Raw genomic sequence first — 13,361 nt, 5'->3', positions numbered from 1 at the left:
GTTATGTCGATCTCCCAGTCACAAGGGCTGGTCTGACGTGCTGCTTTGCGAGATGGACATGTCGTTTCAGCGGCTCTGGGCGAGGGGCTGTGCGAGCTTAGGCGGTGGCGGTCGCCAGCAGTTCGGGCAGGTTGCGCATGTCGTCGAAGACGACGGTGCCTGGCCCCTCCAGTCGCGAGGCCGGGGTAAGGCCGCCGCAGTATCCGAAGGCTCGCATGCCGGCGGCCCGAGCTGCTTGCACCCCGTATGCGCTGTCTTCGATCACCGCGCATCGCTCGGGTTGTACTCCCATGGAGCGTGCAGCGTGCTGGAAGAGGTCGGGTGCGGGCTTGCCTCGGCGGACGTCGGCCGCACTGAAGATGCGGTTCTCGAAGTGGTTCGTCAGATCGGCGATTTCCAGGCTTCGTCGGATGCCGGCGTGATCACCGTTCGAGGCGACGCAGACGCCTGTGGTGAGGCTCTTCAGGACCTCGGCGATGCCGTCGACAGCAGTCAGTTCGGCCTCGAAGGCCGCCTCATACAGATGCTCGTACTTCTGCTGCCATCCCTTTTCCAGGCGCCGTCCGAGTCGTTCCTCGACTGCTGCGGTGTAGACCTCGGTGGACGAGCCCACGAACCGCTCGATGATCTCAGCTTCGGTGAACGTGCACCCCAGGTCAGCCATGATCATGGCGTCGACTTTGACGCATATCTTCTCGCTGTCCACCAGCACGCCGTCACAGTCGAAGATCACCAGTTCAACAGGGCTCTGCGTCATGATCAGCAGCGTAGAGGGGCGCCGGTTCAGGCATCGCACCGCGTAGGGCTGTCGTCGGCTTTGCCGGGGTTTCACCCCGAGCTGCTTGCACCACCCACCGGGGTGCTCGACAGCACGCGGAGACGGCGGATCTCGCCGTGGGCGATCTCCAGCTTCTGGGTGAGGTCGGCGACCTGGTCGCGAAGCTGCCGATTGCGTTCGAGCGCGGTCTCCAGCCTGCGTTGCAGGGAGGCGTCGCTGGCCGCGTGCCGGGCGCTGCGGTGTGGTGCCGGGGCTCGCGTCTGGAGCTGGTTGATCGCGGTGATGAGGTCGGTCTGCGTGTATAGCCAGGACCGGGAGACACCGGCAGCGTTCGCGATGCCGACGACCGTGGGCCGTTCACTGCGGCGAGCCGCAGCCTTGACGGCTTCTTCGGCCCGCTCGCGTGCCTGCCTGCTGCGCGTCTTCGACGCTTCGACGAGGAAGTGGGCGTTGTCAGCCGGTGGCATCGAGATCGGTCACCTTCCCGCCGGCCACGATCTGCTGCGGTCCGGCCTGTTCCAGGGCGTCGATGATGGTGTCGAGCTTGCCGAGCGTGCGGGTGTTCTTCTCGACGATGCGCGACAGCCCGGCCTTCTCGGCGTCGCCGATGAGCTTGCGGGTCTCGTCCCGCTGGCGTCGGTGCTGGTCGAGGAAGTCGCCGGTGGTGATGAAGAAGCGGCAGTCCAGACACGGGTTGGCGTACTCGCAGTCGGTCTGGATGGGGGCTCCGCAGTAGCCGTTGGGGAGACTGACCTTGGCGCGGACCAGGGACAGCCGCATCCAGGTGGCATCGGCGAGCGGGTGGTCGACGGGCAGTGCGACGGGTTCGCCCTCGGCGTTGACCTTGAGGGACTTCTCCCAGTGCTCGCGCAGGGTCTTCTGGTGCAGCCGGGCGTAGATGGCCGTCATCTGCGGCGACATGTGATCGAGCAGTTGCTGGACGATGTGCTGCGGGACGTTGGCGTTGATGAGCCTGGTGCCCAGCGTGTGGCGGAACTGGTGGAAGGTCACCCGCGCGGGGCGGCCGTGCTCGTCGATGAGGCGGATGCGCTCCAGCCAGGTCTCCATCTGTTCGCGGCACCAGCTGTCCGAGACAGCCTTGCTGCCGTTGAGGTTGGCCACCCAGCCGGGGAACAGGAAGTGGCTTCCGGCGGGGAAGCGGGCCTGGACGCGCTTCTGTTGTGCGGCGATCTCATCGGCCAGGGCCTGGCTGATGGGGAAGAACGCGATGCGCCCGTGGATCTTGTGGTTCACCCAGGTCAGGTAGGGGGCTCCGGTGTCGTCGTGGGTGACGCAGTCGAACCGCAGGCGCCGGGCGTCCTTCATGCGCAGGCCGCAGGAGATCAGCAGCGGGACCATGAGGCGGAGATCGTCGGTGGCGATCAAGGCCAGGCTGGCGGGGTTCTCCATCTGCCGCATCAGGTGCTCGGAGATCCAGCGAGGCTTGGCCGGCGGCGGAGGCGGGGCGTCGTTGTAGACAACGGCGTCGCGGGGCAGGCCCGGCTGCCAGTCGTGGGCGCGAGCATCCGCGAGGAACCGGCCCAGCGAGTTGACCGCCGCCCGGCGGGTAAACACGTCCGGGTAATCGACGGCCAAGGCGGCGATCCACGTCTCGATCCTGGCCCGGGTCAGGTCGCCAGGATCGGCGTTCGGCGGCAAGTGCCGCGAGAGATGAGTCAGGGAGCGCAGGTTCTGCGCGACGGTGTTGACGCTGATGTTCATGCTGATGCGCCAGCGGCACCACCGCTTGGCCAGCTCGCGCAGCCAGGGCTGAGCTATGCCGCCGAAGCGCAGGTAGCGCATCTCGCCTTCGGCCAGGGCGAAGTGCCGCAGGTCCCAAATCTCGCGCGGATACTGGTCGGCCCACGGATCATCGGCGATGAGCAGGTGCTCCAGTGCGAAGCGAGTGTCCGCGATGAAGCGGAAGGCGACCACGTTGTAGCCGTGACGCCGTCCGTCGGCCCTCAGCGGCGCGACGTGATCGCGCCAGCTGGTCTCGTCCCAGTCCAGAAGGCTGGTGACCGGCGCCTCGCAGGCCCAGGTGACCGCGCGGCGGACGTCGCGGGCGGGGGTGAACCGCAGCCCCTCGTCGAGCCGGTGCTGCAGGCCGAACTGGAACTCCAGACGGAGTGCTGGATCGAGCTGACTCAGGCGGATCTTCGGGTCGCCGCGGTGAGCAAGGTCGTCGTACCAGCTCGTGAGGTCAGGGCGGCCGTGCTTGCGCCACCGGGTGTGGTGCGTGTGACACAGCGGCGCATCGGTGCTGTCGGTCCAGCGCGGGCAACCGGGAAACTCGCAGTTTCGCTCGGCGGCCCACGGCCTGCGCGGTGGGTGATAGAGGGTGCGTCCCACCCAGTCCTCAAGGGGTGGCCGCCCTGCGTGGGTCCATCGCGAAGCATGTCGGTGACACAGGCCGTGGGCGGCCCTGGCCCGGTTGCACCCGGAGACCAGGCAGGCCGCCACCTGCTGGCGGCGGCGCAGGCGCGCGTCCTCGTCCGCGGCCCAGCTGTCCAGGTCGGCCGGGCGTCCTGCGGCCACCCAGCGGTGATGGTGGGTGCGACAGAGCTTCAGCGAGCCCATGGTCAGCGTCGTCGGGCAGGAAACGATGCGGCATTCACCGGGGAAGAACACCGGGCTGTCACGCGGCGGACAGAACATCTCGGCCCGGAACTCCGGGCGCACCGTCTCCATCAGCTTCGCCAGCAGCCCCGCCGAACCCCGGTGCGTCTGGGGCGTGTTCACCGGGCCGATGCCCCGTCCCTGATGATCCCGGCCGAGAGGAGCACCCGGCGATGATCCTCGACATCGAGGTGACTGTAGATCTCGGCCGTGGTCTGCGGGCTGGCATGACCGAGGAGTTCGGCCACGACCTCGATCGGCACCTCGGCCCGCAACAGCCGGGTGGCGTAGGTGTGCCGGCAGGCGTGCGGCGAGAAGTGCGTGATGCCGGTCCGCTTCTGCAGGCGTTCCACCAGTTCGTTGACGTTCGCCCGGGTCATCGGGGAGCCGATCGGCGCGCGGAAGAGGTTGGCGAACACGAAGTCGCAGTCCAGCGCGCCGTACTCGCTCTCCATGTAGGCGGCGTAGCGATCGAACAGCTCCGGCCTCACCGGGATGATCCGGCCCTTCATGCCCTTGACGCGGGCCCGGTTGGCGTTGTTCTCGCGCGGAACGACGTGCACCTCTCCCTTGCGGAGGTTCAGGTCGGCATGCCGCAGGCCCAGGGCCTCGCTGATCCGCAGCCCCGAGTCGTCGAGGAGAGCGATAAGGAACCGGTCCCGGCGCCGGTTGCAGGCGCTCATCAGCCGCTGGACCTCGTTCTCGGTCAGCGTCCGGGGCGGCTTGCGGTGGGCGGGGATGCGGATCGGGCTGTACTCGACCTCACCGCCCCGCTGGGTGTGCGCCAGCATCGGCGTGTAGGAGCCGGTCGGCTGCCTGCCCAGCAAGTTTCCCAGCAGCGCGGGCACGTCCTCGTCCCGCCGGGCGTGGAACCGGTAGAACGACGCGAGCGCGGCCCGCTTCCGCTGCAACGTGGTGTTCTCCAGCGCCTGGCCGACACCGGGCAGCACGAACACCCCCGGTGCACGGGCCGGCTTCGGACGACGCAGCCAGTCGAAGAACTGGGCCAACACCTCCAGGCGCACGCGCCGGAAGTCGAGGCCCGTCTGCTCCAGCCAGACGAAGAAGTCCCGCAGGTCGTACGCGTAGCCCTGCACCGTGTTCGGCGACGCACCCCTCGCCGCCAGGTACCCGAGGAACTCCTCCACCGCATCGACGGGCAAGCCGTCGGCCCCCACCACGGTGTACGAGACCGGACCGTCCGCGGACAACCGCAGTCTCTGCACAGCGAACGACACACCACACCCCAGGACGACATGGACAGGCGAACAGAACCCGTCCATGTAGCACCGAAAGGCCCTCCCATGGAAGCGAGTTGGACATCAAAGACACCCGGAAGACTGATCGGCATAGTCGACGACACCGGCGAGCTGTTGCCGGACGGCCAGATCGTCGCTCCGCACCGGCCGGTCGCGCTCGCCGCCGGGAGCACCGCGTGACCACCGCTCCCCAGATCGTCGTGCCCTACATCACCGCCCGGGAGGGCGAAGAGGCCGACTCATTCCTCAATCTGCGCATGGGCCGCGGGCCGGACGGCCGACCACGTCTCCGATACGTGGATGAGGCGCCGCCGGACCGGGACCTCAAGGGCGTGCTCTGGGCCCGCTACTCCATGTCGCTCGACACCTTCGGGCAGCCCTGCGGGACACCGCGCTGGCGGATGGTTCACCCGCACCGTCAACGCGTGACGATGGCGCTGCTGCGGTGCCAGGTATGCACCGTCCAGTTGAAGCGCACCGACGGCATCCTCTTCCTGGAAACGGCGGGTGAAGAGGGCTACGACGGTCCAGTGAAGACCGCGCAGCCGCCGGTCTGTCTGGAGCACGCCCGGATGGCGGCAGGCCGGTGCCCACGGCTCAGGGCAAGGGGCCACGTAGCGCTTCTCGCCACCCGTTTCCCGCTGTACGGCGTGATCGGCCACGCGTACCAGTGGAGCGCGAGCGGCCTACAGGCACTCTCGGACATGGACTCCCCCATCCCTTACCGCCATCCCCAGATCGGCATGTTCCTGGCCTCCCAGCTCGTACGGGAACTGCGGGAGTACAAGGTCGTCAACCTGGACGATCTTGTGCCCGCCGCCTAGACGGCCGCCCGGCTGTCCTGAGTGGTACAGACAGGACCGCCGGGCGGCTCACCACCGGCGCCGGACCTTCGCGCGCCGTCCAGCACGAACCCGCCAACTTTCGGCGGTCCGACGAGAACGGAGAGCTTTCGCCGATAGCCTCCCGGCCCCCGGCACGCGTGCCGGCCCACCCGCCCCCGAACACGAACGACCGAAGGAAGTCCATGACGAACACGACCGTCGAGCCCGACGAGGCGACCCGCCTGCGGAACAAGGTGGTGGACGAGCTCTGCGCGGACGGCAACATCTCCTCCCCGGAGATCGAAGAGGTGATGCGCAAGGTGCCCCGGCACGAGTTCACCCCCGCCGACACGCCGCTGGACAAGGCGTACGACACGTACGCCGCCGTGATCACCAAGACGGACGAGCACGGCGTGCAGCTCAGTTCCGTCTCCGCCCCGCAGATCCAGGCCATGATGCTGGAGCAGGCCCAGGTGAAGCCCGGGATGCGGGTCCTGGAGATCGGCTCGGGCGGGCTGAACGCGGCCTACCTCGCCGAACTCGTCGGCGAGGACGGTGAAGTCGTCACCGTGGACATCGACCCCGTCGTCACCGATCTCGCGCGCCAGCTCCTGAACGAGCACGGCTACGGCCGAGTGCACGTCGTCACCGCCGACGCCGCCGAGCCCATCCCGGACCTCGGTGAGGTCGACGTCGTGATGGTGACCGCCGGGGCCTGGGACGTCTCCCCGGCGTGGACCGCGCAGCTCAAGCAGGGCGGCCGGCTCGTCGTCCCGCTGCGGATGCGCGGCCTGACCCGGTCGGTCGCCTTCATCCAGGTCACGGGCGAGCACGGTCCCTACCTGGAAAGCGAGTCGGCGCGGATCTGCGGCTTCGTCCCGATGCAGGGCTCGACCGCCCACCGGGAAGAACTCCTCCTGGTCAACGGCACCCCGGAGATCGGGCTCAAGTTCGATGACGGCCTGCCGGCCGACCCGCACCGGCTCGACAACGCCGTCACGTTTCCGCGCCACGAACTGTGGACCGGCGTCACTGTTCGCATCCAGGAACTCATCGACACCCTTCAGATGGCGATGGCGATCTCCCTGCCGGGCTTCTGCACGATGGCCGTCGATGAGAACTCGGACTCGGGGCTGGTCGCCCCCGTGAACAAGCGGTTCGCCCTCGCGGCCGTCGAGGACGACACCTTCGCCTACCTCGTCACCCGCCGCACCGAGGACAACAAGCACCTGGAGTACGGCGTGCACGCCCTCGGCCCGCACGCGGAGCAGTTCGCCGACAAGATCGCCGACGTGCTCCGCGACTGGGAGGCCAACCGGCGCGGCGGCCCCAGCCCGGTCATCCGGGTCTATCCGGCTGGCACCCCCGATGACCAGATCCCGGCCGACCGGGTCATCGACAAGGTGCACAGCCGGGTCTCGCTCTCCTGGCCCTCGGCGTAACACCGGGAGCCAGGTAATCCCGCACCACCCCAACAAGAAGAAGGGCACATCATGACGAGCGCCACTCTCGCCCCGCCCCCGGTCGCGCCCGCGCCGTCGGCGGACCTGGACGACGACTTCGCGCCCCTGGACGTGAAGGTCGTCATCGCCGAGCACTCGTACGGCCACCTCATGTGCTCCACGGGCGACGGCTGCGGCACCACCTGCGCGACCGGTGCCTCCGCCTGCGGTTCCTTCACGGAGGACCCGGCCTGATCCAGGTCGACCCCTGACCTGTGGGCCGGGCGAAGCGCTTCGCCCGGCCCACAGGCCCCTCTCCCCCTCCCCGCGCCGCCTCATGGAAGGGCCTCATGGCTTCCCGAGCAGCCGCCGGATACCAGTGGCAAGGCGTTGCGATGCTGCGCGCCACCACCAGCCCCGGGCCGGCAGACATCCCCCGTACCCTCGACCTGGACAACGTGGCCGTCACCCGCGGATGGCTGAACCGCATCTGGCAGCGCGAGGACTTCCGCAGCGCGCTGGAGCTGGCCACCCCCGTCCTGTCCGACGCCATCGAGGCCGTCGTCCGGGGTCGGCAGACCGAGCCCCGTCACGTCCGCCGCACCGCGCTGTCGACGGTCTCCTACCTCCTGCGGTGGCAGCACCGGCCGACCCCGCTCGGGCTGTTCGCCGGCACCGCCCCGGTGTCGGTCGGGCCCCGGGCGAGCGCGCGGTGGCGGGACAAGCACCGCGCGATGATCCGGCCGGACGCCGAATGGGTCACCGACATGGTTCTCCGGCTCCAGCGCACCCCCGCGTTGCTGAAGCGGTTACCGCTCGTCGCCAACAACGCCGCCCGCGCACGCGGTGACCGGCTCGTGGCACCGGGTCCGCCCTCCGACGGCCACGCCGTCCTGCTGGCCCCGGTCGAGATATCCGTCCGCAACGCCCGGCCGGTGGCCGCCGCCATGGACGCGGCCCGCACCCCCATCCTCTACGGCGAGCTCCACAGCCACCTGCGCGACCGCTTCCCGCAGGCCACACCGGAGAAGATCGACGCCCTTCTCACCAGCCTGGTCGAGCAGCAGTTCCTCATCACCAGCCTCTGGGCGCCCATGACCACCGTGGACGCCTTCCAGCACCTGTGCCGGGAGCTGGAGGCGCACCAGGCGGAGAACGTCCCCGAGGTGCGGGACCTGGTCCACGCGCTGTACGCGCTGCGCGACGACGTGTCCGCTCACCAGCCGACGCTTTCCGACACCAGCGTGAGCGCCGTCGCCGCGCGGATGCGCGACCTCACCACCGTCACCCCGACACCGCTGCTCATTGACACCGCCCTCGACTGCGAGACCCAGCTCCCGCAGACCGTGATCGCGGAAGTGCAGGCAGCCGTGTCGGCCCTCTACCGGACCACCCCGCAGCCCTACGGCTACCAGCACTGGCGCGACTACCACCGCCGCTTCCGGGCCCGGTACGGCGTCGGGGCCCTGGTGCCGGTGATGGACCTGGTCGCCGACAGCGGTCTGGGCCTGCCCGCCGGATACGTCGGCTCCGAACGCGGCGCCGCCCTGAAGGTGCGCACCGACCGCGACGAACTGCTGCTCGCGCTGATGCAGCAAGTCCTCCTGGACGGCCGCGATGAACTGCGACTGACGGACGACATGGTCGACGCCTTGGAGAAGGCCGCCGGAACGGACGAGCGGCTGTTCGTACCCCGGGTGGAGGCCGCCTTCGAAGTCCACTCACCCAGCACCCGGGCACTGTCCAGCGGCACCTTCGATGTCCTCCTCACCGCGGTCCCCCGCCCCGGCAGCAGCATGGCCGGCCGGTTCGCCCACGTCCTGCCGCCCGAGCATCAGGACGCGCTCGCCGCCACGTACCACGGGGCGCCGGACGCCCTCACGGCGCAGCTCGTGTTCCCGCCGCGCCGCCATCGCAACGAGAACGTCACCCGTACGCCGCGGCTGCTGCCGCACGTCATCGAGCTGTCCGGCCACCAGGAGACGGACGAGGCGACGATCCCGCTCGCCGACATCGCCGTCACCGCGGACCCGCGCAGCTTCCACCTCGTGCAGCTCTCCACCGGCCGGCGCATCGACGTGCGGGTCCTGCACGCCCTGGAAGGCGGGACACAGACCCCACCACTGGCCCGGTTCCTCGCCGAAGTGGCCAACGGGCGGTACGCCGCCTACAAGCCGTTCGACTTCGGCGCCGGCGCCCGGCTCCCGTTCCTCCCCCGGGTGCGCTACCGCCGCACCATCCTCACGCAGGCCCGATGGCTGCTGATGGCCGACGACCTGCCCGGCCGCAAAGCCTCGACCGAGGAGTGGGAGGACGCCTTCACCGCCTGGCGGGACCGGCTACGGGTCCCCATGCAGGTCGCGATCATCGAGTACGACCAGCGCCTTCCCCTCGACCTGTCCCACCCGGTCCACCGCCGGGCCCTGCGCGCCCACCTCGACAACGCCCGGCGTCTGGAGCTGCGCGAGGTCCCGGACGCAGACGCCCACGGCTGGATCGGCCGGGCACACGAGATCTGGCTCTCCCTGGGCCGGTTGCAGCCGGAGACCGCCGATGTGCCCCGGCCGCGCCCCGCCACGTCACCGGTCCCCGGGCGGCACCTTCCGGGCGCCGGTGACGTCCTGCTCGCGCAGCTCCACGCCCACCCGCGCCGCTACGACGAGATCCTGAGCCGCCACCTGCCCAGCCTCCTCGCCGCGTTCGGCGACACCCCGCCCCTCTGGTGGTTCACCCGGCACCGGGAGATGGCCCGCCCGGACGCCGACCAGCACCTCGACCTCACGCTGCACCTGCCGCCGGACGCCTACGGGGCCGCCGCACAACACGTCCGTACCTGGGCGGACAGCCTGCACGGGACCGGTCTGGCGGCCGGGCTCGTCCTGGCTCCCTACCAGCCACAGACCGGGCGCTTCGGCAGCGAGGCAGCCATGGACGCAGCTCACCAGGTGTTCGCCGCAGACTCCACCGCCGCCCTCGCACAGATCCAGCTCACCGAGCGCACCGACGCCTTCGCCCCGCAGGCCCTCGCCGCGGCCAGCGCCCTGCACCTCGTCACGCCCCTGGCGCCGAACAACGCGGCGGCCGAGGAGTGGTTGGTGCGCAACCTCCCCCAGAGCACGGGGCGACTGAACCGGACCCTGCGTACCCAGGTGCTCGAACTCGCCGCGCCGAACGGCGCCTCCGCGCTCGCGGCCCTCCCCGGCGGCCCTGCGGTCGCCGAAGCATGGCGGGCCCGCGCCGTCGCCGTGGACACCTACCGGAACGCCTTGACCGGTCAGCGTGATCCCCTCGGCGTCGCCCGGTCGCTCCTGCACCAGCACCACGTCCGGGCCCTGGGCGTCGGCCCGCGCGCCGAGGAGACCACGATCCGGCTCGTACGAACTGCGGCCCTCCAGCACAGGATGGCCGCCCGATGACCGCGCCGGCCGCCACCACCGCGACGATTCTGGAGCAGTACGCCGCCCGCCTCGCGCAACCCGCTCCGCCGCCCCCGGACGAGCCTTGGGCGGTGCAGTCCCTCGCCGACGGCGCCGCCGGAATCAGCCTGCTGCACATCGAGATGGCCAGCCGTCACGGCGGCTCCTGGCGCCCCGCCCACCAATGGATCACCGCCGCAGCGGCCGGGCACATCAGCGCGGCCGACACCGCCGGACTGTTCCTCGGCGCCCCGGCCCTCGGCTTCGTCCTCACCACCATCCCGCCGTCCTTCCAGCACCTGTACGAACCAGCGCGCCGGACCCTGCACCAGCACATCACCGACCTGACCCACCGCCGCGTGGACGCCGCGCTCACCCGCATCCGCAAGGGCGACCTGCCCACGTTCGCCGAGTACGACCTGTTCTACGGCCTCACCGGCATCGGCGCGTACCTCCTGCGGACCGACCCTGAAGGGCTCCCCCTGGAACGGGTCCTGAAGTACCTCGTTGCCCTGACCCGCCCCCTCGTCCCCGACGGCCGCGGCCTGCCCGGCTGGTGGGTCCGCCACGACCCGGCCCGTGGCGAGTCCCCCCACTTCCCGGGCGGCCACGGCAACTTCGGTGCAGCCCACGGCATCACCGGCCCGCTCCTCCTGCTGGCCCAGACCATGCGCCGCGGCATCACCGTCAGCGGCCACCGCGAAGCCATCTGGAGCATCTGCGAACACCTTGACGCCTGGTGCCAGCTCAGTCCCTCCGGTCCCTGGTGGCCCGAGCACATCTCCCGCCGCGATCTCGACCTCGGGCGCCCGCACCACGACGCTCCCACCCGGCCGAGCTGGTGCTACGGAACCACGGGCATCGCACGAGCCGGGCAACTCGCCGGGCTCGCCCTGCGCGCCCCCGACGTCCAGGCGTTCTACGAGGACGCCCTGTACCGCGCCCTGACCGACCCCGAACAGCTCTCCCACGTCACCGACTCGGGTCTGTGCCACGGCTGGGCAGGCATCTACCAGACCGCAACCCGCGCCGCTGCCGATGCCCTCGACCCCCGCCTTCAGACCCTCCCGAAGCGCCTCGGCGACACCCTCGCAGCGAACGCCCAGCCCGGCCTTCCCAAGCCCGGCCTGATCAACGGGGACGCCGGTACCGCGCTCGCCCTCACCACCTACGCCTCACAGCAGGCCCCGATCTCCGGATGGGATGCATGTCTCTTGATCAACTGATCTTGACGGAGCCGAGCCCGATTCAGCGCGCGGTCTCCGCTGCCCTCACCGGCCTGCCGATCCCCGAGGTCGCAGCTCAGTACGGGATGGAACCGACGATCCTGTCCGACGCCGTGGCGGTCTACAACCAAGCCGGCCGGGAAGCACTGACCCGCCACGCCGCCACTACCGACTGGTGGCAGGTGTATCTCCACTTCACCGACTGGACGGACGCCGACACCACCTTCACCACGCACGTGCTCCCCGTGCTGGGGGAGGCAGAGGCCGCGGGGACCATGAGCGGCTGGTGGTACACCCGCAAGCACCCGTGTTGGCGCCTGCGCCTGCGCGTGCGACCTGTAATCGGGGCCAAACTGGCCCTCGGCGACGGCTTCGACCGTCTCGTCTCCGATGGGCATTTGCAACGCTGCTGGCCCGGGGTCTACGAGCCGGAAACCGCAGCATTCGGGGGCCCGGCCAGCATGACGGCCGCACACGATCTGTTCGTCACCGACAGCCGAGAAGCGCAACAACTAAGGCAGCGCGGAGACCTGGCCGTGGGACCGCGCGAGCTGTCCGTTCTCCTCTGCACGATCATGATGCGCGCCGCGGGTCTGGAGTGGTACGAGCAGGGGGACGTGTGGCACCGCGTCATCACGGAAGAGCACCGATCGGCCGTGAGCGACGTCCCGGCAGACCGGCTCGACGCCCGCGCGCAGGAGATCCGGCCGCTGCTCTTCGCCGACAGTGACGTACTGCTGCGCCCCGGCGGGCTGTTGGAGCCCGTCGCCGAATGGGCCGCCGCCTTCCGCAGCACGGGGCAGGAACTCCGCCGTGCCGTACAGGACGGGACGCTCGACCGGGGGCTGAGGCAGGTGCTCAGCTATCACGTGATCTTTCACTGGAACCGGCTTGGGCTGTCTATGCGGGGACAGAGCGTCTTGGCCTGGGCAGCGAGGGCGGCGATCCTGCACCGGGAAAGCGGGACATAGGTCGGCCGCGAGCCGTGTCAACCGCCAAGGGCCACCAGCTGTAGGCCTCGGAGAAGCGACCCATAGTCGTGCGAGATTGGACTTGCCATGACCGTTCCATCGCGGCAGAAGCAATGGGTGAGCCTCGGCGTGCTGTTCGGGGGACACCCACAGAGCTTCGAGCTCCCGCCGCCCGTCTCCGGACCCCCGCCCACCACCCAGGTGACCGCCGACGAGCGGGAGGCCAGGGAGGTGATGCGTGCGGCCGGCTACGAGCCGAAGGGGCCTTACCCCGGTGCCCGCTCGATGCCTTGGCCGAGCGAGTGCACCGACTGCGGGGCGTCCCGTAGACCCTCGCTCCAGGACATCGAGCGCGGTGTCCGGTGCAAGCATGTCCGGCGCAGGCCCGCCGCCTCCGGCGCATGAGGCGAGCCCGTACACCCGAGGTGTACCGGTTGTTCCAGTGCAAGTTGTGCCCTAACAAGGGGACAGACCAGGAGATCCGAGGTGTCGGCGCGCGGATGGCTGCATACCGGGTGTGCAGCTCTTGTGACTTCTGGCTGATGTGCCTGGGGTACGCGATGCTCGGCGACCAAGACCCGGACGGCCGTCGTGCCCTTCGGATCGACGGCGTCCATTATCTGTCCTGGACCGAGGAGCAAGGGTTCCCGCCGGAGATCGGCTACGTAGGGGGCGGGGAAAACCGCTATGTCCTGCTGGACGATCCCACAGGCACCGTGCACGTGACGCGCCGGCTCTGGCTCATGGGCACCATCCCCGATGCGTTCCGCGACCGGATGCCGGACAACGCGGTCTTCGCTCCGCCGACCTAGGAAGGTACGGGGTC

General features: G+C 69.9%; 13 protein-coding genes. 9 read left to right on the top strand and 4 right to left on the bottom strand.

Annotation, left to right across the window (positions count from 1 at the left end):
- Positions 1-97 precede the first annotated feature (97 nt).
- From BLT97_RS26545 to BLT97_RS26530, 4 genes are all read right to left on the bottom strand, one after another.
- Positions 98-757, bottom strand: coding sequence for an HAD family hydrolase (locus tag BLT97_RS26545; RefSeq protein WP_070200820.1), 660 nt, complete (start codon positions 755-757; stop codon positions 98-100).
- A 71-nt stretch (positions 758-828) separates the two neighbouring features.
- Entirely contained in the window at positions 829-1,245 is a 417-nt protein-coding gene (locus BLT97_RS26540; RefSeq protein ID WP_070200819.1) for a DUF6262 family protein, read from the bottom strand.
- Positions 1,232-3,520: a tyrosine-type recombinase/integrase gene (locus BLT97_RS26535; protein ID WP_070200818.1), complete on the bottom strand. Its 2,289-nt coding sequence runs from the start codon at positions 3,518-3,520 to the stop codon at positions 1,232-1,234. Before BLT97_RS26535 ends, BLT97_RS26540 begins: the two co-directional genes overlap by 14 nt.
- A complete protein-coding gene (locus tag BLT97_RS26530) occupies positions 3,517-4,635 on the bottom strand; it encodes a tyrosine-type recombinase/integrase (RefSeq protein WP_245769318.1) in 1,119 nt (372 codons plus the stop codon). Before BLT97_RS26530 ends, BLT97_RS26535 begins: the two co-directional genes overlap by 4 nt.
- 66 nt (positions 4,636-4,701) lie before the next feature.
- On the opposite strand from BLT97_RS26530, the gene BLT97_RS38655 reads away from it, so the two are divergent.
- From BLT97_RS38655 to BLT97_RS26490, 9 genes are all read left to right on the top strand, one after another.
- A complete protein-coding gene (locus tag BLT97_RS38655) occupies positions 4,702-4,836 on the top strand; it encodes a DUF5999 family protein (protein WP_245769555.1) in 135 nt (44 codons plus the stop codon).
- The gene (locus BLT97_RS26525; protein ID WP_070200816.1) at positions 4,833-5,480 is read left to right on the top strand and encodes a hypothetical protein; all 648 of its coding nucleotides are present in this window, start codon (positions 4,833-4,835) and stop codon (positions 5,478-5,480) included. Before BLT97_RS38655 ends, BLT97_RS26525 begins: the two co-directional genes overlap by 4 nt.
- A gap of 203 nt (positions 5,481-5,683) precedes the next feature.
- Positions 5,684-6,922, top strand: coding sequence for a methyltransferase, FxLD system (gene fxlM, locus BLT97_RS26520; protein ID WP_093614450.1), 1,239 nt, complete (start codon positions 5,684-5,686; stop codon positions 6,920-6,922).
- A gap of 51 nt (positions 6,923-6,973) precedes the next feature.
- The gene (fxlA, locus tag BLT97_RS26515) at positions 6,974-7,177 is read left to right on the top strand and encodes an FxLD family lanthipeptide (protein WP_030881377.1); all 204 of its coding nucleotides are present in this window, start codon (positions 6,974-6,976) and stop codon (positions 7,175-7,177) included.
- 95 nt (positions 7,178-7,272) lie between these two features.
- Positions 7,273-10,338: a lantibiotic dehydratase gene (locus tag BLT97_RS26510; protein ID WP_070200814.1), complete on the top strand. Its 3,066-nt coding sequence runs from the start codon at positions 7,273-7,275 to the stop codon at positions 10,336-10,338.
- Positions 10,335-11,564 (top strand): lanthionine synthetase C family protein, encoded by a 1,230-nt coding sequence (locus BLT97_RS26505; RefSeq protein ID WP_070200813.1) that lies wholly within the window; start codon positions 10,335-10,337, stop codon positions 11,562-11,564. The genes BLT97_RS26510 and BLT97_RS26505 overlap by 4 nt, the downstream gene beginning before the upstream one ends.
- A complete protein-coding gene (locus tag BLT97_RS26500) occupies positions 11,546-12,535 on the top strand; it encodes a thiopeptide-type bacteriocin biosynthesis protein (RefSeq protein ID WP_070200812.1) in 990 nt (329 codons plus the stop codon). Before BLT97_RS26505 ends, BLT97_RS26500 begins: the two co-directional genes overlap by 19 nt.
- 87 nt (positions 12,536-12,622) lie before the next feature.
- On the top strand, positions 12,623-12,940 hold the full coding sequence (locus tag BLT97_RS26495) for a hypothetical protein (protein ID WP_141760735.1): 318 nt from the start codon (positions 12,623-12,625) through the stop codon (positions 12,938-12,940).
- Positions 12,941-13,035: 95 nt separating this feature from the next.
- Entirely contained in the window at positions 13,036-13,347 is a 312-nt protein-coding gene (locus BLT97_RS26490; RefSeq protein ID WP_141760734.1) for a hypothetical protein, read from the top strand.
- Positions 13,348-13,361: the final 14 nt, after the last annotated feature.

The organism is Streptomyces indicus, from assembly GCF_900100315.1.
GTDB lineage: Bacteria > Actinomycetota > Actinomycetes > Streptomycetales > Streptomycetaceae > Streptomyces > Streptomyces indicus.
This window is presented reverse-complemented; position numbering and strand designations above follow the sequence as displayed.

What these genes read in the sequence shown, in the direction of transcription:
- BLT97_RS26545 (WP_070200820.1), bottom strand. Translation starts at nt 757, where the DNA reads ATGACGCAGAGCCCTGTTGAACTGGTGATCTTCGACTGTGACGGCGTG.
- BLT97_RS26540 (WP_070200819.1), bottom strand. Translation starts at nt 1,245, where the DNA reads ATGCCACCGGCTGACAACGCCCACTTCCTCGTCGAAGCGTCGAAGACG.
- BLT97_RS38655 (WP_245769555.1), top strand. Translation starts at nt 4,702, where the DNA reads ATGGAAGCGAGTTGGACATCAAAGACACCCGGAAGACTGATCGGCATA.
- fxlM (WP_093614450.1), top strand. Translation starts at nt 5,684, where the DNA reads ATGACGAACACGACCGTCGAGCCCGACGAGGCGACCCGCCTGCGGAAC.
- fxlA (WP_030881377.1), top strand. Translation starts at nt 6,974, where the DNA reads ATGACGAGCGCCACTCTCGCCCCGCCCCCGGTCGCGCCCGCGCCGTCG.
- BLT97_RS26510 (WP_070200814.1), top strand. Translation starts at nt 7,273, where the DNA reads ATGGCTTCCCGAGCAGCCGCCGGATACCAGTGGCAAGGCGTTGCGATG.
- BLT97_RS26505 (WP_070200813.1), top strand. Translation starts at nt 10,335, where the DNA reads ATGACCGCGCCGGCCGCCACCACCGCGACGATTCTGGAGCAGTACGCC.
- BLT97_RS26500 (WP_070200812.1), top strand. Translation starts at nt 11,546, where the DNA reads ATGTCTCTTGATCAACTGATCTTGACGGAGCCGAGCCCGATTCAGCGC.
- BLT97_RS26495 (WP_141760735.1), top strand. Translation starts at nt 12,623, where the DNA reads ATGACCGTTCCATCGCGGCAGAAGCAATGGGTGAGCCTCGGCGTGCTG.
- BLT97_RS26490 (WP_141760734.1), top strand. Translation starts at nt 13,036, where the DNA reads ATGGCTGCATACCGGGTGTGCAGCTCTTGTGACTTCTGGCTGATGTGC.